At 68.4% G+C, this 19917-nt stretch carries 17 protein-coding genes and 1 pseudogene; 10 read left to right on the forward strand and 8 right to left on the reverse strand.

What is annotated here, in order from left to right:
* Positions 1-825: pseudogene (locus ACAM49_RS02280) on the forward strand (hypothetical protein); the annotation flags it as partial.
* Between the two features lie 37 nt (positions 826-862).
* On the opposite strand, the gene ACAM49_RS02285 reads toward ACAM49_RS02280, so the two are convergent.
* Entirely contained in the window at positions 863-1921 is a 1059-nt protein-coding gene (locus tag ACAM49_RS02285) for an NAD-dependent epimerase/dehydratase family protein (protein WP_369633770.1), read from the reverse strand.
* Between the two features lie 179 nt (positions 1922-2100).
* On the opposite strand from ACAM49_RS02285, the gene ACAM49_RS02290 reads away from it, so the two are divergent.
* From ACAM49_RS02290 to ACAM49_RS02300, 3 genes are read left to right on the forward strand one after another with little or no spacing between them, the layout of a single operon-like run.
* Complete coding sequence (locus ACAM49_RS02290) at positions 2101-2835, forward strand: ABC transporter ATP-binding protein (RefSeq protein WP_369633771.1); 735 nt, start codon at positions 2101-2103, stop codon at positions 2833-2835.
* A 44-nt stretch (positions 2836-2879) separates the two neighbouring features.
* Positions 2880-3629: an ABC transporter permease gene (locus ACAM49_RS02295; RefSeq protein WP_369633851.1), complete on the forward strand. Its 750-nt coding sequence runs from the start codon at positions 2880-2882 to the stop codon at positions 3627-3629.
* On the forward strand, positions 3626-4234 hold the full coding sequence (locus ACAM49_RS02300) for a TetR family transcriptional regulator (RefSeq protein ID WP_369633772.1): 609 nt from the start codon (positions 3626-3628) through the stop codon (positions 4232-4234). Before ACAM49_RS02295 ends, ACAM49_RS02300 begins: the two co-directional genes overlap by 4 nt.
* A gap of 219 nt (positions 4235-4453) precedes the next feature.
* Here the strand turns inward: ACAM49_RS02300 and ACAM49_RS02305 are convergent, their stop codons facing one another.
* The 3 genes from ACAM49_RS02305 to ACAM49_RS02315 are packed head-to-tail and all read right to left on the reverse strand — an operon-like array spanning position 4454 to position 7423.
* Complete coding sequence (locus ACAM49_RS02305; RefSeq protein ID WP_369633773.1) at positions 4454-4675, reverse strand: Trm112 family protein; 222 nt, start codon at positions 4673-4675, stop codon at positions 4454-4456.
* A 10-nt stretch (positions 4676-4685) separates the two neighbouring features.
* Positions 4686-5189 (reverse strand): GtrA family protein, encoded by a 504-nt coding sequence (locus tag ACAM49_RS02310; protein ID WP_369633774.1) that lies wholly within the window; start codon positions 5187-5189, stop codon positions 4686-4688.
* On the reverse strand, positions 5186-7423 hold the full coding sequence (locus ACAM49_RS02315; protein ID WP_369633852.1) for a hypothetical protein: 2238 nt from the start codon (positions 7421-7423) through the stop codon (positions 5186-5188). The genes ACAM49_RS02310 and ACAM49_RS02315 overlap by 4 nt, the downstream gene beginning before the upstream one ends.
* 426 nt (positions 7424-7849) lie before the next feature.
* Between ACAM49_RS02315 and ACAM49_RS02320 the strand changes: the two genes are divergently transcribed.
* Together ACAM49_RS02320 and rffA are read left to right on the forward strand one after the other, a co-directional pair.
* Positions 7850-8896 (forward strand): glycosyltransferase family 2 protein, encoded by a 1047-nt coding sequence (locus ACAM49_RS02320; RefSeq protein ID WP_369633853.1) that lies wholly within the window; start codon positions 7850-7852, stop codon positions 8894-8896.
* Entirely contained in the window at positions 8886-10025 is a 1140-nt protein-coding gene (gene rffA, locus ACAM49_RS02325) for a dTDP-4-amino-4,6-dideoxygalactose transaminase (protein ID WP_369633775.1), read from the forward strand. The genes ACAM49_RS02320 and rffA overlap by 11 nt, the downstream gene beginning before the upstream one ends.
* A gap of 49 nt (positions 10026-10074) precedes the next feature.
* Here rffA and ACAM49_RS02330 read toward each other — a convergent pair whose 3' ends face one another.
* Together ACAM49_RS02330 and ACAM49_RS02335 are read right to left on the reverse strand one after the other, a co-directional pair.
* Positions 10075-10356 carry a hypothetical protein gene (locus ACAM49_RS02330; protein WP_369633776.1) on the reverse strand — a complete coding sequence of 94 codons (282 nt, stop codon included), beginning with the start codon at positions 10354-10356 and terminating at the stop codon, positions 10075-10077.
* Positions 10357-10489: 133 nt separating this feature from the next.
* Positions 10490-13435 carry an AMP-binding protein gene (locus ACAM49_RS02335; RefSeq protein ID WP_369633777.1) on the reverse strand — a complete coding sequence of 982 codons (2946 nt, stop codon included), beginning with the start codon at positions 13433-13435 and terminating at the stop codon, positions 10490-10492.
* Between the two features lie 384 nt (positions 13436-13819).
* Here ACAM49_RS02335 and ACAM49_RS02340 point away from each other — a divergent pair, with 384 nt between their 5' ends.
* From ACAM49_RS02340 to idi, 4 genes are all read left to right on the forward strand, one after another.
* Entirely contained in the window at positions 13820-15226 is a 1407-nt protein-coding gene (locus ACAM49_RS02340) for a family 2B encapsulin nanocompartment shell protein (RefSeq protein ID WP_369633778.1), read from the forward strand.
* 15 nt (positions 15227-15241) lie between these two features.
* The gene (locus tag ACAM49_RS02345; protein ID WP_369633779.1) at positions 15242-16795 is read left to right on the forward strand and encodes a family 2 encapsulin nanocompartment cargo protein terpene cyclase; all 1554 of its coding nucleotides are present in this window, start codon (positions 15242-15244) and stop codon (positions 16793-16795) included.
* 65 nt (positions 16796-16860) lie between these two features.
* Positions 16861-17733, forward strand: coding sequence for a geranyl diphosphate 2-C-methyltransferase (locus tag ACAM49_RS02350; RefSeq protein ID WP_369633780.1), 873 nt, complete (start codon positions 16861-16863; stop codon positions 17731-17733).
* Positions 17730-18293, forward strand: a complete 564-nt coding sequence (idi, locus tag ACAM49_RS02355; protein ID WP_369633781.1) for an isopentenyl-diphosphate Delta-isomerase — start codon at positions 17730-17732, stop codon at positions 18291-18293. The genes ACAM49_RS02350 and idi overlap by 4 nt, the downstream gene beginning before the upstream one ends.
* A 57-nt stretch (positions 18294-18350) precedes the next feature.
* On the opposite strand, the gene ACAM49_RS02360 is transcribed toward idi, so the two are convergent.
* Positions 18351-19550 carry an RNA polymerase sigma factor gene (locus tag ACAM49_RS02360; RefSeq protein WP_369633782.1) on the reverse strand — a complete coding sequence of 400 codons (1200 nt, stop codon included), beginning with the start codon at positions 19548-19550 and terminating at the stop codon, positions 18351-18353.
* Positions 19550-19888: a YciI family protein gene (locus ACAM49_RS02365; protein WP_040807659.1), complete on the reverse strand. Its 339-nt coding sequence runs from the start codon at positions 19886-19888 to the stop codon at positions 19550-19552. Before ACAM49_RS02365 ends, ACAM49_RS02360 begins: the two co-directional genes overlap by 1 nt.
* Positions 19889-19917 lie beyond the last annotated feature (29 nt).

Genomic DNA, 19917 nt, shown 5'->3' on the forward strand with positions numbered 1-19917 from the left:
CTGTGCCTGCTGGTGGGGACCAGCGCCGCGGCGGCGGTGCCGTTCGCGATCCGGGCGCTCGGGTCGGAGTATCGGGCCCGGGCCGCAACGCCTTTCCTGGCATTGATGCCCGCGGTCGTCTGGATCGCGGTGTCGGCCGACGGGTTGTTCGCGGGTGTGGGTGCGTGGGCGGTGGCGCTGCTGGCGCTGGCCACGCGGTTGGGCCGGGGCTGGATTCTCATCGCCGTCGCGTCCGGGCTGCTGTTCGGGTTCACGCTGTTCCTGAGTTACGGCCTTGTGCTGCTGGCGGTTCCGGCCGCCGCCGTCCTGCTGGCGCGCTCGTTCCGGCCCGCTCTGCCCGCGCTCGCCGGGGCGCTGGTCGTGGTGGCGGTCTTCGCCGCGGCGGGGTTCTGGTGGCTCACCGGCTATCACCTGGTGGTGGAGCGTTATTACCAGGGCATCGCCAGTACGCGGCCCTACTCGTATTGGGTGTGGGGCAATCTCGCCGCGACGGTGTGCGCGGTGGGGCTGGCGACCGCGGCGGCGAGCTGCCGGGTGGTGGTCGAGCTGGAGTTGCTGCCGTCGACTCCGGTGCGAGAGTGGTTGTCGCGCTGGCGATCCCATGTCGATCCGGCGGCACTGGTGGCGGCGGCCGGGATCGTCGCCATCGTGATCGCGGATATCAGCGGGCTCAGCAAGGCCGAAACCGAGCGCATCTGGCTGCCGTTCGACGTGTGGGTGCTGACCGCCACCGCGCTGCTCCCCCGCCACAGCGCACGGTTCTGGCTGGTCGTGCAGGCGGCGGGGGCGCTGCTGATCAATCACCTGATCCTGACGAACTGGTAGCCGTCACGGGACGAACCAGCGACCGCCACAGGCGGATTCACCGCCAGGTGGGCGCTCCCGACGCGGTGGCGGCGCGCAGCGGGGCGGTGGCGAACTCCGCCAGGCCGTTGCCGGGAGTGGTCTCGGCGATGAAACCCAGTGTGCGGCGGGCGCGTTCGGGGCTGGCCACGATGTGGCGGACGTCGCCGGAGCGGTAGTCGCCGGTGACGACGGGCTGCTTGCCGCCGCACGCCTTGGCCAGGATCGCGGCCACCTCGCCGATCGTGATGGGATTGCCCGAGGCGATGTTCAGCGGCGTGAACGCGCCCAGCGGATGTTCGAGGGCGGCCACATTGGCGGCGGCGATATCGCGGACGTGGATGAAGTCCCTGGCCTGGGTGCCGTCCTCGAAGACGCGCGGGGACTCACCCGCCTCGAGGGCGGAGCGGAAGATGGCCGCGACGCCGGAATACGGTGTGTCCCTGGGCATATCGGGCCCGTACACATTGTGGTAGCGCAGCGCGGTGACCGTGCCTCCCGTGGCCGAGGCCCACGCCAGCGCGTAATGCTCCTGCGCCACTTTGGATGCCGCGTACAGGCTGCGCGGGCGCAGCGGCGCGTCCTCGTCGACGGGCGCCCAGCTCAGCGGGCGGCCGTCGGGGCCGCGGTGGTCGAAGCGCCCGTTGTCGAGGTCGTTGCGGGTGCGCGGGGCCGGAACCGCCGGTGCGCCGGAGGAATCCACGTAGCGGCCCTCGCCGTAGACGACCATCGACGAGGCCAGCACCAGGTGTCGGCAGTGCGCCCGCTCCATGGCCGCGAGCAGGACCGCGGTGCCGAGGTCGTTGTGGCTGGCGTAGGCGGGGGCGTCCTGGGCGCTCACGCCCGCGCCGACTACGGCCGCCTGATGGCAGACCACGTCGATGCCGTGCAGCAGCTCGTCGAGCCGATCGGGATCGCGGACGTCGACGCGGGCGATGCCGGGCGGCGGGACGGCGGCGGAGCCGTGGGCGGCGGTGAGCATGAGGTCGGCGGCCACGACCTCATGCCCGGCCGCGAGTGCGGCCCGGTGGATGTGCGAGCCGATGAATCCGGCCGCGCCGGTCAGGAGTACACGCATGGCCAGATTCTGGGTCGCCCGGCGCGGAAATGCGCCCGGACCGGCCGAGCTCGCGTGCTTTGTCATGGTTTGTTCAGACCCACCGAGTCGCGACACGCGCCGGGGTCTTGCCACGGGCGGGTCCCTGACGCACAATTCATCACGTAGTGAATTCAACACTCGATGAATTGAGGGTGACCGTGACGGCACCAGCGACAACATCCGATGCCATCGCCATCGAGCACCTCGAGGTGCGGCGCGGCGGGCATCAGGTTCTGCAGGACATCACGCTGACCGTGCCCCGGGGTAGCATCACCGGACTGCTCGGTCCGTCGGGGTGCGGGAAGACGACGCTCATGCGCAGCATCGTCGGGACGCAGATCATCGAATCGGGCACGGTCAGCGTGCTCGGCGAGGCGGCCGGGTCGCGGGGGCTGCGGCGGCGCGTCGGGTATGTGACGCAGGCCCCGAGCATCTACGACGATCTGACCGTGGCCGAGAATGTGGCGTATTTCGGTGCGCTGTACGGGGCTTCGGCCGACGGGGTCGAAACCGCCTTGGCGGCGGTTGGTCTGACCAGTCATATCGATCATCGGGGCAATGAGTTGTCCGGTGGTCAGAGGACCCGGGTCTCGCTGGCGTGCGCGCTGGTCGCCGATCCGGAACTGCTGGTGCTGGACGAGCCGACCGTCGGTCTCGATCCGGTGCTGCGCGCGGATCTGTGGGAGCAGTTCCACGCGCTCGCGAAACAGGGCCGGACGCTGCTGGTTTCGAGTCACGTCATGGACGAGGCCGAGCATTGCGACAAGCTGCTGCTCATGCGCGAGGGCCGTCTCCTCGCCCAGCTCTCCCCCACCGAGCTGCGGTCCGACACCGGCGAATCCAGTCTGGAGAACGCCTTCCTCAAGCTGATCCGGATGGGAGAAGAGCTGTGACCGCGACCTTTTCGGTGAAAGACCGCCCCGCCGGTCCGCGACCGCTGCAGTGCTACACCGCCACCACCGTGCGAATCCTGCGGCAGCTGAAGGCCGATCGCCGCACGGTCGCCATGATCGTGCTGGTGCCTGCCCTGCTCATGACGCTCCTGTACTTCGTGTACAAGAACTATCCGACGATGCCGCATCAGCCGCGTCTCTTCGACCGGATCGGCATCACCATGCTCGGCATCCTGCCGTTCGTGGTCATGTTCCTCATCACCGCCATCGCCATGCAGCGGGAACGGGTTTCGGGCACGCTCGAGCGGCTGATGACCACGCCGCTGGCCAAGCTGGACCTGCTGGCCGGGTACGGGACCGCGTTCTCGATCGCCGCGATGGTGCAGGCCGGGCTGGCGTGCCTGGTGGCGTTCTGGCTGCTCGGGTTGAAGGCATCCGGCAGCCCAGGGCTGGTCGTCTTGATCGCGGTGGTGGATGCCGTCCTCGGTGTCGCCCTGGGTCTGCTCGCCAGCGCGTTCGCGCGCACCGAGTTCCAGGCCGTACAGTTCATGCCCGTGATCGTGCTGCCGCAATTCTTCCTGTGCGGCCTGCTGGTTCCGCGCGGGCAACTGCCCGGCTGGCTGGAGGCGATCAGCAATGTGCTGCCGCTCAGCTACGCCGTCGACGCCCTGCAGCAGGTCTCCGTCCATACCGGGGCCACCGGGCAGATGTGGCGGGATGTCCTGATCGTGGCCGTATTCGCCGCCGTCGCACTGGGTTTGGGCGCGGCCACCCTACGCCGGCGCACGGCGTGACAGCAGGCAATGGCCGCAGCGGGCGGCGTCCAGGCAACTCCGGCACCAAGGAGGCGATCCTGGACGCCGCCCGCACGCGCTTCGCCGCGGTCGGGTTCGACAAGGCGTCGATCCGCTCCATCGCGTCGGCGGCGGGCGTGGATCCCGCCCTGGTGCACCACTATTTCGGCACCAAACACGAATTGTTCGCCGCCGCACTGAAACTCCCCGTCGACCCCACCGACATCCTGGCCCGCTTCCGCGAGGTCCCCGTAGATCAGCTGGGCGAGACCATAATCCGCACGGTGGTCACCATCTGGGACTCCGAAATCGGCGTCCCCACCATCGCCGCCTTCCGCAGCCTCCTGGCCAGCGACGACCCCGCCCTGGCCCGAACCTTCCTCCTCGACATAGTCCTCAAAGAACTCCGCCCCCGAGTCGACTCACCCCCCGGCACCGGCGCCAAACGCGCAGCCCTCGCCGCCTCCCAACTAGGCGGCCTCCTCCTCACCCGAAAGATCCTCCGCCTCGACCCGATCGCTTCGATGTCGGTCGAAGAACTGGCCACCACCATCGGCCCCACCCTCCAGCGCTACTTCACCGGCGACCTCCCGCTCGAAGACTGACCGCAGCACGGGAAAACCCACCCCAATCGACTTCGCCGCTACCGTCCCTGCGGCGGCTGCCTCGAACCCTGGTGTAGCCGAGCCCAACCATGCGGCTGCTGCCCTCCCTGCGGGCGCGCCGAATTCTGTTGCGACAGAGACCAACCCCGCGGTGTAGGCGAGGTCCGGTCACGAGGCCCCGCGCGGAGCTGGGTGAACGGCCGCGCGGGGGAAGGCAGATCAGTCCTGGGTGAGGAAGAAGGTGTGGTCTTCGTCGGAGACGTCTACGGCCTCGTCGACGAGGAGGACGGGGATGCCGTTGTCTACGGGGTAGGCGCGGTGGAGGCGGGGGTTGTAGAGCACGGTGTCACCGGTGGCGGTGTGGGCGAGTTGCAAAGGGCCCTTGTCCTGGGGGCAGGCGAGCAGGCTCAGCAGGGTGGCGTCCAGGGTTTCCTCCGACATGTCCGACAACCTACCGGGCCGGATCGGCGGGCGGGGAATCGGTGGTGCGGCGGAAGCTGATGTGGCGGTGACCGAAGAAGCTGGCCACCGCTACCAGGCCCATGACCACGACCGCGGCGGGCTTGGCGGGGGCGTGCAGCAGGGAGACCGCGAGCTGCAGCAGGACCATGTTCAGCACCATGCCGACGGCGTTCACGCCGCAGAAGGCGATGAAATCGCGCAGCACGTGGCCGCGGACCCGGAACACCAGGGTGCGGTGCAGCACGAACGCAATCACCATGCCGACGGCGTAGGCCAGCGCCACCGACAGCGCGGCGGCGACGTCTTTGCTCACCGAGTCCCCGAGCACGGTGAGCCAGAAGATGGTCAGCACCATCCCCATGAGCGTGTTGAAGCCGCCGACCAGCGCGAACGCGATCTCCTGACGCCGCACCAGCCGCAGCAGCGGTCCTGCGGGCGCGTTCTCCGGATTCATCGGCGGGACCTCGGTCAGCGGGGTGTGCGCGTCGGTCACTTGGCCGTGCCCACCAGTTGGCGGTCCGGGTCGTCGTCGAGCTGTTCGGCCACCGGCGCGTCCTGGCCGCGGCGGCGCGAGCGGATCCAGAGCCACTGCAGCAGCCCGATGCCGATCAGTCCGGCTCCGGCAGCGCCGATTCCGATCTTCCAGCCCGGCGGCCGCCACGTCACTTCCAGTTCGGCATTGTGGGTGCCGGCCGGAATGTCCACGGCGACGAAGACTTTCGACACGGTGTGGAACGGGATGGACTTGCCGTTCAGGGTCACGCGGTAGCCGGGCCAGGCCAGGCGCGCGAACGTGATCCGGCCGCCGGTCTCCGACGACACCTTCACCTTGCTGGTGTCGTCGGTCTCGGAGATCGAGGTGGCGGTGACGTCGTGGGCGTCGCCGATGCGGCCGTTCACGGTCGAGATGGGCCCGCCGTCGCGCTCGAGCACCCAGATGTACTTCTCGTGCCCCGGGACATCGACGAAATGCCAACCCTCCGGGGCGGGTTGGTTGCCCGCGTCGGGGAACAGGGCCTTCTGCAACACGACTCGGTCGATGAGCATCAGATCGGCCAGCGTGCGCCCGGTGGTGGGTTCGGGCGCGAACAGTCGCCGGTAGGAGTCGGGGCACACGCTGGAATCCCATTCCATGCACAGCATCTGCATGAAGTAGAAGTAGCCGTTGGGCGTGTACCCGTTGACGTAGCCGTCGCGTTCCAGGTGCTTGGCGTAGTTGCCCCACACCAGCGACCCGTACGCGCCGTCCAGACTCTTGTCGGCGGGCTGCAGCAGTCCGCGGTTGGCGAGTTGAAGCGTGGTGCCGTCCTGGAACTTCGGGAATTCGGCCATGGCCTCGTTGCGGTTGGCGGGCAGATTCCACGACATCGGGGTGGGCTGCACCCACCACACCTGGAACCAGGCGATGGGCACCATGGCCGCGATCACCAGCGCGGTGGCCGCCGAGACGCCGCGGGTGCGGCCCAGCCACACCACCCCGAACCCGAGCGCGATCACCACCGCCGCGGAACCCAGATGCCAGAGGACATCGTGCGGATCCGCGGAGAAGGTCCGCACCCACAGCGCCAGCACCAGCACCAGCGCCGCGATGACCCGCTTCTTGCGGTCACGCAGCGTGCCGAAGCGACCGAGCAGCACGCACACCAGCACCAGCAGTCCCAGCGCCAGCATGGGCAGCACGCGCGCGGGCCAGCGCAGCGGGCCGACAGTGCCCGGTCCGGCGGTCCACATCAGGGCCATCAGCGCGAACAGGGCGATGGCGACGAACTGCTTCCAGTGTCGCTGCGCCGCTTTCCAATCGACGAAGGCCAGCGCCGGGATCAGGAACCAGGCGATGTAGGTCATGGGCAGCGGCTGGACGTAACCCCACCAGGAGGTGAAGGCGGGCATGGTGGTGGGCAGGCTGCCGTTCAACGATTCCGACCACGGCACTGTCAGGAACTGATCGTTGTTGATCTGCGAGTTGCCGCGCGCGGTCACCTGCGCCGACAGCATCGACGGCAGGAAGGTGAGCAGACCCGCCAAGCCCGCCGACACCGCGGCCGCGATCAGGCGCAGCAGCGGAGTGAAGGATTCACGCGGCCGCGTCCGCAGCGCACCGCCCTGGCACACCAGATACCCGACCGCGACCGCGAGCAGCATCAGCACGGCCTCGACCGCCGGGAACACGTACTGCACCGAGATCGCCAGATACAAGTAGACGAAGACCGGGATCGGCCCGCCCTGCCCGCGCAGGTAGCGCTCCGAGGATGCCCACGCGTGGATCATCCACGCCGTGCCCGCCATGGCGGTGAACCAGCTGGCCTCGTCGAAGAAGAGGAAGAATCCGGTGAACGGCATGGCCACGCCCGCGACCGCCGCCCACTGCGGGCGCGCGCCGTAGACCAGGCACACCCGGTACACGCCGAGCCCGGTGATGATCGCGAAGATCAGCTTCACGATGCTCGCGTACACCACGAGATTCGGCACCGAGGGCGCGATCAGATCGATCAGCAGCTGCGGCGGGTTGAACAGTCCCGCTTCCTCATTGGTGTAGTTGCCGGTCATCCACTGCTCGGGAATCAGCAGCGGGAAATGGCCGTCGCGGAAGGCGCGGCCGAAGAACACCCACAGGCCGGAGTACTGGGATTCGGTGTCGTCGGTGAAGAAGTGGCGGGGGTTGGCCAGGATGACGGCCAGGTAGCCGAGGGTGACGCCGAGCGCGGTGATCAGACCCCAGCGGTACACCTCGCGGCGATCCGCGCCGCGCGCTGGGCGCGGGTCGGTGCCGGTCGCCGAGCGTTCCGACACCGCCGCGCTGTCGTCCACTGCCGCCGCACTGTCGTCCCGCCCGGATTCGGTGGCCCCGACCACCTTGGAAACTGAGCTCTCCACCACGAGTTCCAGACCCTACAGGGCGTGGGTGTCGATGGCACTTACGCCGGTCCGTAGCGCGTGAGGCACATGGGGAATGATGGGCCGTATGTGGACACTTCGCACCGAATGCCGCACCGAGCAGCGTGTTAGAGTTCAGCGCGGCTCGGGCTCCGATTTGCGGTGTGGAGTTCCGGCACTCTCCGTCATCGAAAGTACATTCAGCTGATGCCGATTCCGTCCTCACGCACCTACGCGAGCGACCTGAGCGTGACGCCCGGCCCCGAGGGGTCGGCGCGGGTGCACGCGGTCTCCGTCGTGGTACCGGTGTACCGCGGCGAGGAGACCATCGCCGCGCTGGTCGGCGAGCTGGACAAGCTCGGCGAGCCGGTGACCACCCCGGCCGGCGCCACCTTCCGGGTCGACGAGATCGTGCTGGTGCACGATCACGGGCCCGACCGCTCCGATGTGGTGCTGCAGGAACTGGCCGCGACCTACCCGCAGGTGCGGGTGGTGTGGCTGAGCCGCAACTACGGCCAGGACGCCGCGACCATCGCGGGCATGGCCGAGGCCAAGGGCGACTGGACGGTCACCATGGATGAGGACGGGCAGCACGATCCGGCCTTCATCGCCGACTTCCTGGACGCCGCCCTGGCCCAGCGCGCCGATCTGGTCTACTCCAAGCCGGTCAACACCCGCCCGCACGGGTTCCTGCGCAATATCACCTCGCGCGGCGCGAAGATCGTGCTCGCGACCGTGTTCGCCTTCCCCGATTCGACCCGCTTCGAGAGCTACCGGCTGATCCGCGGCGATATCGCGCGCCAGCTGGCGCAGGTCGCCTCCAACGGCGTGTACCTGGATGTCGCGCTCACCTGGGTGGTCGGCGATGTGGCGCAGGTGCCGGTGCAGTTGCGCGCCGAGGGCCGCGAGGAGTCCGGCTACAACTACCGGCGGCTGTTCTCGCTGTTCTGGAAGATGGTGCTGTGCAGCGGAACTCGCGGGCTGCGGCTGGTGAGCATGCTCGGCGTGACGCTGGCGCTGGGCGGGCTCGGCATGGCCGGATGGGTCGTGTACCACGCGCTGACCAACAGCGGCCGCGATCCCGAGGGCTGGGCGTCGCTGATGACGGTGCTGCTGCTGTGCTCGGGCGCGGTGCTGTTCTCGCTCGGGCTGATCGCCGAATACCTCGGTGTGGCACTGCATGTGCTCGTCGGCAAGCCGCTGTACCTGACCGTGCAGACGCCGACCCCGCGGCCGCGCGAGCTCGGCCGCGACAACGACAACGTTCGAGCCGACGACACTCGATACGAACCGGCAGCGAGGGGGAACCACGCGCGTGAGCAGTGACCGCATCATCTTCAGCCGTCCCTTCCGCGCGGCGCGCGAACTGCCGAATGTGGAGGCGGTGCTGTCCTCGGACCACAGCCACGGCGACGGTCCGTTCACCGCGGCGGCCACCGCGAAGCTGCGCGACATCACCGGCGCCCCGCACGCGCTGATCACCACCTCGTGCACGCACGCGCTCGAAATGGCCGGGCTGCTACTGGAACTCGGGCCCGACGACGAGGTCATCGTGCCGAGCTTCGCGTTCACCTCCAGCGCGACGGCCATGGCGCTGCGCGGGGCGACCGTGGTGTTCGCCGATATCGACCTGGCGACCGGCAATCTGGATCCGGAGTCGGTGGCGCGGGTCATCACCCCGCGCACCAAGGCGGTCATGGTCATCCACTACGGCGGTGTGGCCGCCGATATGGAAGGCCTGCAGCGCCTGGCGGATTCGCACGGCTTCGCCATCATCGAGGACAACGCGCACGGACTCGGCGGCTACTACCGAGGCCGTCCGCTGGGCAGCATCGGCACCGTCGGCGCGCTGTCGTTCCACGACACCAAGAACGTGCACTGCGGTGAGGGCGGCGCGGTCCTGCTCACCGACGAAATCCTCATGGCGCGTGCGGAAATCATTCGCGAGAAGGGCACCGACCGGGCGCGCTTCCTGCGCGGCGCGGTGGACAAGTACTCCTGGCAGGACATCGGATCCTCGTACCTGCCAAGCGAATTGAACGCCGCCGTCCTCGACGCACAGCTCGCGGAATTCGACACCATCCAGGCCAACCGGCACCGCGTATGGAACACCTACGCCGCCGCACTCCCGGAATGGGCCGCCCGCAACGACGTTCGCCTCATGCAGGTCCCCGCCGACCGCGAGCACACCGCACACCTCTACTACCTGCGCGTCCCCACCGAACACCGCCGCGACGACCTCATCGCCCACCTGTCCAAACTGGGTATCGTGGCCCCCTTCCACTACATCCCCCTGGACTCCTCCCCCGCCGGCCTGAAACTGGGCCGCACCCCGTACCCCTGCGTCAACAGCGCCGAATTCTCCGCCACCCTGGTCCGCCTCCCCCTGTGGCCGGGCCTGACCGAGCAGCAGCTGACCCGCGTCGTCGACGGAGTCACCAGCTTCACGGTCTAGCACCGTGTGCGAAAGTCCGGTCAGCAGCCGGACTTTCGTCATACCGCACTCAGCGCTTGCGGTCGTTCGGTGAAGTTGCGAAGAAGCCCAGCAGGCCGGCGATCACCGCGGTCAAAGGCGCGGCGACGGCGGCTGGGTCGTGGCCGGTGAGGCTCAGGACCAGGATGCACGCCACCAGCAGGCCCGCGAGGGCGAGCATGCCGATGATGAAGATCTCCATGATGGTGGTGCGATCGCGGTTGTCGGTGGGCGCGAAGAGTGAGTTGATGGTCAGAGGCTCCCCTGCCTCGGTGTCTTCGCGCGGAGCATTGTTTTGATTGCCGGTAATCATGATCTCCCCCTCAGAAGCTCATTAATAGATCAATACCGGTGGCGGGTGCGTTAACCGACCCTCGAGTTCGGTCCGGGTGGGGGTACGCGAACGCGCCCTGGTCGTGAGGACCAGGGCGCGTACGTGAGACAGGTCAGGCGAAGAGCCGGGCCGCGAGGTCGGGGGTGAGGACCTCGTAGGTTTCGGTGGTGCGGTTGTACCACCAGGTGTTGTCGTCGGGTTCGGAGCGGCCCGCCGCCTGGACCGCGCGGGTGGAGGGGCGGAAGGTGGAGCTGCGGGGGATGTCGTCGACGACGTAGACGATGTCGGGGCGCTGGTCGGCGGGGAGGACCCGGACCGCTTCGGTGACGTCCTTGGGGGCCAAGGTGAAACCGTCGCGGACGCTGACGGCGGCGACCGCGAGGATGCGGTCACCGGCGGGGAGCGCGAAGGCCACTTCCATGTCGACGGCCGTGATGTCGTTCAGGGCATCGACTATCGGCTGGGTGTAGACCGGGCCGCGCGGGGTCGGGATGACCGTGTCGCGGCGGTCCATCAGCCAGTAGTCGCCGTCGGCGTCGCGGCGGAAGAGGTTCTCCGTCGGCATCCAGGCGTCACCGGGGGTGAACACACCGCGCAGGCCGCCCGCGGACAGATCGACCGTATCGGTGACGGTGCCGATCAGCAGCCCCACCTCGTTGTCGGCGCAGCGGCGCGCGAAACCCGTGTCCTCGACCTGGATTTCGTCGGTCAGCGGATCGTAGGCGATGAGCTCGACCTTGGCGGTGCCGGGAACCGGGCGGCCCTTGGAGCCGACCTTGGCGCCGGACACGTTGGCCAGCACCACATCTCCCTCGATGGAGGCGTAGAACTCGAGCACCCGGGCGGGCTCGAAACGCTCCAGGGTGCGCCGCCACAGCCCGCGCGGCATACCGGATCCGATGAACAGGCGGATCGGATGCGGGTGCCCGTTCGGGAAGGTGTCGGCGTCGAGGATGTCGCGCATCATGGTCCAGGTGTAGGTGACCACGGTGACGCCGTATCGGTGCACCTCCTCGGCGAACCGCGCCGGATCCAGCGAGCGGGCCAGCGCGATCCGGCTGCCACCGGCCACCGCGCCGCCCAGGCTCACCAGCAGCCCGGACGAATGGTGCAGCGGCGCAAGGCAGTACACGGTGTCGTGGCGGCCCAGGTCGGCCGCGGAGGCGGTGCCGAACGCCGAGAGCGCCCACCGGTGATTGGTCACGTACTTGACGTCGAACTTGTCGCCGGTACCGGTCACCAGGATGAACGCCAGCTCCCGCGCCAGACCCGGATCCGGCCGGTACCAGGCGGGCAGGCTCACCTGCGCCGGATCGATCTTCTCCAGGTCGACCACATCGCGGCCGGGCGGAATGTCGAGCCCGCGCGATTCGCCGCCGCCGAGCACCAGGATCCGCAGCCCGGTGGCCGCGGCATTGGCCAGATTCTCCGGATCGGTGATGAGCAGCCGCGTCCCGGTCAGCTCCGCGACCTTCGACAGCTCACTGCCGGGGGCGAGCAGCACCGCCACCGCACCCAGCCGCGACAGCGCCGCGACGGCGGCCAGCGCACTGGGCCGGGTCTCCATCACCACGCCGACCCGGGTGGCCGGGCGCACGCCGACCGAGATCAGCCCGCGCACCACATTGTCGATGCGCTGATTGACCGCCTGCTGGGTGTGCACGCGGTCGTCGAAGAGGAACAGCTCCCGCTGCGGGGAGCGGCGCACCTGCTCGGCGAGCAAGCGCCCCAGCGAGATTCGGGTATGCGGCTGGATCATGCCGAGCCGGGTCAGGCGCGGCAGCGCGCGGGCGGCCTCGCCGGTGAGTTCGACGGTGCCGCGCAGGGTCTGCCCGGCCACGCCCTCGATGGTCTTGCCCAGGCTGGTCCCGGCCTCGGCGAGGCTGCCGAGCGCGTGCACCGCGCGGGTCAGCCCGGTGCGCGGACCGTTGCGCACCACCTCGGTGCTCATCCGCTGCACCTGCTCGGGCAGCTCGGTGCGGCCGGACAGGTAGTTCACCCAGTCGCGCACCACGGGCCAGGTCTGGCGGGTCGCGGTGGACCCCGACACCAGCCCGAAATGCCCTGCCACGATGCTGGCTTCGTACACCTCGGCATTCGGCGCGGCGCGCACGATTCCGCGTACCGCGGCGGGCTGGCCGATATCGTCGACCTCGCCGACGAAGGCCAGGATCGGGCAGGTGATCTCCGCCAGCGAGATGAGCTGATCGCGGATCACGAAGCCGCCCAGCATCATTCGATTGTGTTTGACGAACTGCTGGAGCAGATCGGTCAGCGCGGGCCCCGGGTAGCCCAGCCACCCGTCGGCCTCGAGGAAGCGGCGCTGCCGTTCCTTGGGCAGCAGCGCCTCCCGGTTGTGCAGCTGGCGCAGGAAGTCGATGCGCGCCCGCGCCGTCTTGACCGGGTCCAGCGCTTGAAAGCCCAGCCGCACCATGGAATCGGTGATCGGCAGCCGGTTCAGCACATGGTCGGTGAGGAAGTCGGCGGCGTCGGACACCAGCCCGTGCGGTAGCCCGAAGGGCATGCCCGCCACCGCGTCCACCGGGCTACCGAAGGTCACGATGGACTCGACGCCCTTGCCCGCACGGTAGGCCGCGGTCTGGTAGGCGAACATGCCGCCCTGCGAGTACCCCATGAGATGCACACCGCGACCGGTGATTTCGGTGACGGTGTCGATGGCGCTCGACACGGCCAGCACATGGTCGGCCAGATCCCGTTCCCAGCCGCCCTCTTCGGTGGCGGGCGAGCCGAAATCAACCACCCAGCAATCGATTCCGCCCTGGTGCAGAATGCCGACCGCCCCATCGGCGGCATTCACGTCCCAGATCTCGGCGGTCACCATGATCGGCGGAATCAGCACCACGACCGGACGGTCGACGACGGTGTCGTCGGGGAAGTAGTGCCGCAGGCGGTACATCCGCTTCCGCTCCACCACTTCGTACGGCGACGATTCGATCTCGTGAACCAGGCCCCCGAACCGGATCACCTCGAGCCCGTTCTGCGCGGTCGCGACGAGTCGCTCGATCGGACCGACAACGGACCTCGTATTGAATTTCACGGCTTCACTCCCAGACTTTTCCTGGCCTTGACCAGCGTCACCCGCCCCGACGCGTCCCGATGAGCTTGCCATAGCACCACCCTACTGCGCTGGCGCTGTGACCAGAGCCATCCGGGCCCGGGGATCCGACCGGCCGAGCCACCCGACCCAAAACAAACCGGCCGTTCGGGGTTTACGGCTTACAGCAACATTCCAGGCATCATGTTTTGGCTTTTTCGATACACCGCGCCGACCGGAGCTCTACCATCGGTAGTCGCTGGAACGCACTGTCGCGCTTGTCAATTCACTCACTTGACTAATTCCCGCAGATCCGTCGGATCTGCCATTTCGCCGTGGACTCCCCCGCTCGTATCCGCGGTGTCCCTTCGAGGTGAGGACCGCAGCATGACCATTGAAATGCCACTTCAAACCGAAAACGGCCAGCGCAAGTCCCTCAGTACCGCCGCCGCCCACCAACTGGCGCACACCACCAAATCCGAACCGCAGATGCAGGGCATCAGCTCCCGCTGGCTGACCCGTTCGCTGCCGTGGAGCCAGGTGAAGGGCGGTGTCTACCGCGTCAACCGCCGTCTGACCCACACCGTCGGCAACGGCGAGGTGGAATACATCATCAACGGCCCCAGCGCCCGGGTCATCCCGCTCGAACTGCAGGAGCTGCCGCAGCTGCGCGGCTTCGAGGACGAGGAGATCCTGGCCACCGTGGCCGGCCGCTTCGAGCAGCGGGATCTGCCGCCCGGCACCGTGGTCGCCGAATTCGGCAACCCGATGGACCAGGTGCTGCTCATCGTGCACGGCAAGCTCTCCAAGATCGGCACCGGTGAGTTCGGCGAGACCACCAAGCTCGGCATGCTCGGCGGCGGCGACTTCTTCGGCGACGAGACGCTCACCGATCCCGACGCCATCTGGCCGGTCACCATCAAGACCGTCACGCCCACCACCATGCTGGTGCTCTCCCGCTCGAGCCTGCTGCAACTCGAGGAGCAGATCCCCGCGCTGCACGAGCATCTGTCCTCGGTCGCGCAGGCGCCCGCGCTGCCGCAGAACAAGTACGGCGAGGCCGAGATCGTCATCTCCTCCGGCCATTCCGGTGAGCCCGTCCTCGACGGCACCTTCGTCGACTACGACTCCCAGCCCCGCGAATACGAGCTCAGCCTGGCGCAGAGCGTGCTGCGGGTGCACACCCGCGTCGCCGACCTGTTCAACGATCCGATGGATCAGATCGAACAGCAGCTGCGCCTGACCATCGAGGCCCTCTACGAGCGCCGCGAATACGACCTGGTCAACAACCCCGACTTCGGCCTGCTGCACAACTGTGATCTCAAGCAGCGCATCTACAGTGAGGCCGGCGCGCCCACCCCCGACGATATGGACGATCTGCTGTCCATGCGGCGCAGCACCAAGCTGTTCCTGGCCCACCCCAAGGCGATTGCCGCGTTCGGACGCGAATGCACCAAGCGCGGAATCTATCCCGACCCGGTCGAGGTGGACGGCCACCGGGTGCCCGCCTGGCGCGGGGTGCCGATCTTCCCGTGCGGCAAGATCCCGGTCAGCGACACCCAGACCACGTCGATCCTGGCCATGCGCACCGGCGAGAAGGAGCAGGGCGTGATCGGCCTGCACCAGACCGGAATTCCGGACGAGTACGAGCCCAGCCTGAACGTGCGATTCAAGGGCATCGACGACCAGTCGATCATCTCCTACCTGGTGAGCTGCTACTACTCCGCCGCCGTCCTGGTCCCCGACGCGCTCGGCATTCTCGACAATGTGCTGGTCGCCCGTCAGTCCGACTGAGCGGGGTGGCCAGTCATGTCGGTGCTCTCCCGCGCCGCGGCCCCGCCTGCCACCTCCGAGGTGGCGGCGGCCGTCGCCGCCCTGTTGACCAATCTCGACACCACCGCACCCGCGGATCTGCTGGCTGACCCCTCGGCCGTGTCGGCGGCGGCCGAAGCCGTTGCCGCACTGACCGATTCCCAACTGCCCGATTCTCCCCGCAGGCTACTCGGCCCCTCCGGCCTCGGGGCCCCGAGTCTCCGTGTGAACCTACCCACCCCCAAGGTGATCACGGAGCTCGCGGGACAGGCATCGCGTCCGCCGTCGCCTGCCGGCGGCGCGGTGCCGACACCACCGCTGCCGACATCGCCTGTCCGCCAGCCGCTCCGGGCCATCCCCCGCTCCCTGGGCTCGGGCCGAATCCCGGCCCCGGAGGCTGCGGCCCCCGCACCGCCGAGCAGTGCCCCTGCCCGGCGAATCGCGAGCGGTCCCACGGGGATCGGGACGCTCTCCGCACACCGCCGGGTGAGTTCGCCCGAACCCCCGCAGATTTCACCGGGACCGAGCGGCATCGGCGCCTCCGCGGAGCAGCGGAGTCGAGGCTCCGCCATTCCGGCGCTCTACTGTCCGCCGCCGGTGCGGGACGATCCCGCGCTGGCGGAGGCGGTGAACGTCGGAATTCTGGCCTGGGCCGAGGAGATCGGGCTGTATGAGGGGCGGCTCGACGAGCTCCGCAAGGCCGACTTCGGGCGGTTGATCATGCTGGCGCATCCGGATTGCGATGACGCGGACCGGCTGCTGGCGGCGGCCAAGTGCGCGGTGTCGGAGTGGTCGGTGGACGACTACTACTGCGAAGAGGACGCCAGCGATATCGCACCGGACGGCAGCCACTCCAGCGCGGAGGCCGAACTGGGTCCCCGGCTCGAATTGGCCGCCGCCGCAATGGATCCCGTCCACCTGCCACTGCAATACCAGGTGGAGGTGGAGAAGGCCATGGAGAACGATCCGATCCTGCGGGCGTTCCGGACCTCCTTCGAGCACCTGTCCCGGTACGCCACCCCGGCCCAGGTGGCGCGGCTGCGGACCGAGATCGCGGGCTGGTTCATCGCATTGGGCGCGGAGGCGGGCTGGCGGCTGGCGGGTCGCATGCCGCCGGTGTGGGAGTACCTGCTCAACCGGCAGCCGCACAGCTTTCTGCCCTGCATGGCGCCGATCGACGCGATCGGCGGCTACGAACTCCCGGCCGCCGAATACACCGATCCGCGGGTGCGGCGGGTGGTCACCACCGCCGCGCTGGCCGCCCAGATGGTCAACGACCTCTACTCCATGGCGCGCGAAGATCTCTCCGGCGGAAGGGAATTCAACCTCCCGACCGTGCTCGCCGCCGAGGAGAACTGCTCGCGCCGCGAGGCCGTGCAGCGCACCGCCGAGGTCCACGACGAACTGGTGCACCGCTTCGAGGCCGAAGCGGGCATCCTGGCCGCCACCGGATCACCGGAACTGGTGCGCTTCCTGACCGGTCTCTGGTCCTGGATGGGCGGCAACCGCGCCTGGCACGCCGACAGCCGCCGCTACAAAGACAACCCCTGAACCACAACATTTTCCGTGCGCAGTGCTTCCAGCGTCATATCACCCATTCGAGAGGATGACCTGTCATGACCGCGCTCCACCCGCAACCCGACGCCGTGCTGAAAACCGAGTATCAGAAATCGGTCGCGTCGTATTGGAACAACAACCCCAATGACGACCGGGTCAACACCAAGCTCGGCGAGGTCGACGGGCTCTACCACCACCACTACGGCATCGGCGAGCCCGATCTGTCCGTCCTTGAAGGGCCCGAAGCGACCCGCCAGGAGCGGATCGTCAAGGAACTGCACCGCCTCGAGACCGCCCAGGCCGACGCGCTGCTCGACCAGCTCGGCGACGTCCGTCCCGGCGATCAGCTGATGGACGGCGGATCCGGCCGGGGCGGCACCAGTTTCATGGCCAATCAGCGCTTCGGCTGCCAGGTGGACGGCGTCACCATCTCCGAGTACCAGGTGGGCTTCGCCAATGAGCAGGCCCGCGAGCGCGGCGTCTCGGACAAGGTGCGCTTCCACTTCAAGAACATGCTCGACACCGGTTTCGAATCCGGCTCCAAGCGCGGCATCTGGACCAATGAAACCACCATGTACGTCGACCTTTTCGAGCTGTTCGCCGAGTTCTCCCGGCTGCTCGAGCCCGGCGGGCGCTACGTCTGCATCACCGGCTGCTCCAATGACGTGTTCGGTGCGCGGTCGGCGTCGGTGAGCTGGATCGACGCCCACTACGGCTGCAATATCCACCCGCGCAGCGAGTACTTCAAGGCGCTCGCGGCCAACAACCTGGTCCCCATCGCGGTCACCGACCTGACCCCGGCGACCATCCCGTACTGGGAGCTGCGCACCCATTCCGAGCTCGCGACCGGTGTCGAGAAACCGTTCCTGACCTCGTACAAGGAGGGCAGCTTCCAGTACCTGATGATCACCGCCGATAAGGTAGGAAGGTGACCGGCACCCTCGATACCTCCGACATCGACCGTGAGACCCTGCTCGTCGAGCTCGTGGACGAGCAGGGCCGCGCGCAGGGATCGCTGTCGGTGGCGGCGGCGCACACCGCACCCGGACGGCTGCATCGAGCGTTCTCGGTGCTGCTGTTCGACGCCGACGGACAGGTGCTGCTGCAGCAGCGCGCCGGGGTGAAAACCCGCTTCCCGCTGCTGTGGACCAACACCTGCTGCGGCCATCCGGCACCCGGCCAGACCGTGATCGAGGCGGCCACCAAGCGGCTGCACGAGGAGCTCGGCCTCATCGCCGATCTCACCGAGGTCGGCACCTTCACCTACCAGGCCACCGACCCCAACACCGGCCGCGTCGAATTCGAATTCGACCACGTCCTCATCGGTCGGCTGGAAGACGCCGCACCGCAACCGAATCCGGCCGAGGTGGACGACATCGCCTGGGTCGACCCGGACACCCTCGCCACCGAGGTGGCGGCCGATCCTGCCCGCTACACCCCGTGGCTCGCAGGCGTTTTGGCGACCATCCGGGACGCCGGGTCCGAAAAGTAGTTCCCGCCTCGATGCCCGCCGCCGGACCGGCTCGCGGGTGTCAGGTCGGCTCGAGTGTCAGGTCGGTTCGGACCACTCGAGTCGTTCGGTGAGCAGATCCTGTTGCGCGGGATTGGCCGTCAGGGCCAATGCCCGGCGATCCGCCGTATGCGCCTCGAGGTTGCGGCCCAGGGCGCGAAGCAGTTCCGCGCGCGTGGCGTGGAACAGGTGGTGGCCGTCGAGTTCCGGGCCCAGCGCCTCGAGCTCGCGCAGCGCCGTCTCCGGACCGAGCACATAGCGCACGGCCGTCGCACGGTGCAGTCGCACCACCGGGCTCGGCGCGGTGTGCAGGAGCATGTCGTAGAGGACGAGGATCTGCGTCCAGTCGGTGTCTTCCCAAGTCGGAGCGGCGGCGTGGCAGGCGACCAAGGCGGCCTGCAATTGGTACGGACCCGGACGGCGGTGCGCGGCAGCGCGTTCCAGCAGCCGGTCGGCCTCCGCGATGGCGTCGTGGTCCCATCGGGAACGGTCTTGGTGTTGCAGCAGAATGATTCCGCCGCCCGGGCTGAAACGTGCTGCGGCACGGGCCTGATGCAGCCGGATCAATGCGAGCAGCCCGAGCACTTCCGGCTCCTTGGGCATCAGCCAGGCCAGCGTCTCGGCGAGATATTCGGCGTCGTCGGCCAGGTCCCGCGCCTGCGGCCGATCTCCGCCACTGGTGAGGTAACCCTCGTTGAAGAGCAGGTAGATGACGGCCAGCACCTGAGCGAGTCGCTCCGGCAGTTCTTGGTCCGTGGGAATGCGATACGGAATCCGCGCCTGGGTGATCTTGCGTTTGGCGCGGGTGACCCGCTGGCCGATCGTCGCTTCGGGCACGAGGAACGCCGCGGCGATCTGGGCCGTGGTGAGACCGCAGACCGTGCGCAGCGTCAAGGCCACCTGAGCCTGCCGGGGCAGCGCGGGATGACAGCACGTGAAGATGAGCCGCAGGCGATCATCCGGCTCCGGCTGAACCGGCCAATCGAGCTGGGAGAGCTTGTCCCGGTACACATTCTGACGGCGCAGCACATCCAGCCCGCGACGGCGGGCGACCGTCAGCAGCCAGGCGTCGGGATGCTCGGGAATCCCGTCGACCGGCCAGCGCTGCAGCGCGGTCTCGATCGCGTCCTGCATGACGTCCTCGGCGGCGGCGAAGTCGCCGAGGACGCGGATCAGGCACGCGGTGAGCCGGCCCGCATGATCGCGGACCGTACGGGCCAGCTCGGCGTGAACATCCATCACATGATCGGCCGGATCTCGACCAGCGGGCAACCCGGCCACGAGCGGGCCAGCGCCATGGCCTCGTCGAGATCGGCGACATCGACCTCGGCGTATCCGGACACAACCTCCTTGCCCTCGATGAACGGTCCATCGGTGACGACCGCATCGCCGCCGGACAGCCGCATGGTGGTCGCGGTGCTCGGATCGGCCAGCTTCTGATGGTGAGTGACCTGCGCCGCGTTCCGGGCGAACCACTCGTAGACCGCCGCGTAGGCAGCCTGCCGATCGTCGTCGTTCTTCGCCGCGAGCTCCTGGATGAACTCCTCGGTCTCGATGAACATCAGGACGTATTTCATGGGTGCCTCCTCGGTGTCGTACGACCGGA

Source organism: Nocardia sp. JMUB6875, from assembly GCF_041154655.1.
Classification (GTDB): Bacteria; Actinomycetota; Actinomycetes; order Mycobacteriales; family Mycobacteriaceae; genus Nocardia.

Coding starts and splice junctions, on each gene's coding strand:
- ACAM49_RS02330 (WP_369633776.1), bottom strand. CDS start 10,356: ATGATTACCGGCAATCAAAACAATGCTCCGCGCGAAGACACCGAGGCA.
- ACAM49_RS02340 (WP_369633778.1), top strand. CDS start 13,820: ATGACCATTGAAATGCCACTTCAAACCGAAAACGGCCAGCGCAAGTCC.
- ACAM49_RS02350 (WP_369633780.1), top strand. CDS start 16,861: ATGACCGCGCTCCACCCGCAACCCGACGCCGTGCTGAAAACCGAGTAT.
- ACAM49_RS02345 (WP_369633779.1), top strand. CDS start 15,242: ATGTCGGTGCTCTCCCGCGCCGCGGCCCCGCCTGCCACCTCCGAGGTG.
- ACAM49_RS02360 (WP_369633782.1), bottom strand. CDS start 19,550: ATGGATGTTCACGCCGAGCTGGCCCGTACGGTCCGCGATCATGCGGGC.
- ACAM49_RS02365 (WP_040807659.1), bottom strand. CDS start 19,888: ATGAAATACGTCCTGATGTTCATCGAGACCGAGGAGTTCATCCAGGAG.
- ACAM49_RS02285 (WP_369633770.1), bottom strand. CDS start 1,921: ATGCGTGTACTCCTGACCGGCGCGGCCGGATTCATCGGCTCGCACATC.
- ACAM49_RS02305 (WP_369633773.1), bottom strand. CDS start 4,675: ATGTCGGAGGAAACCCTGGACGCCACCCTGCTGAGCCTGCTCGCCTGC.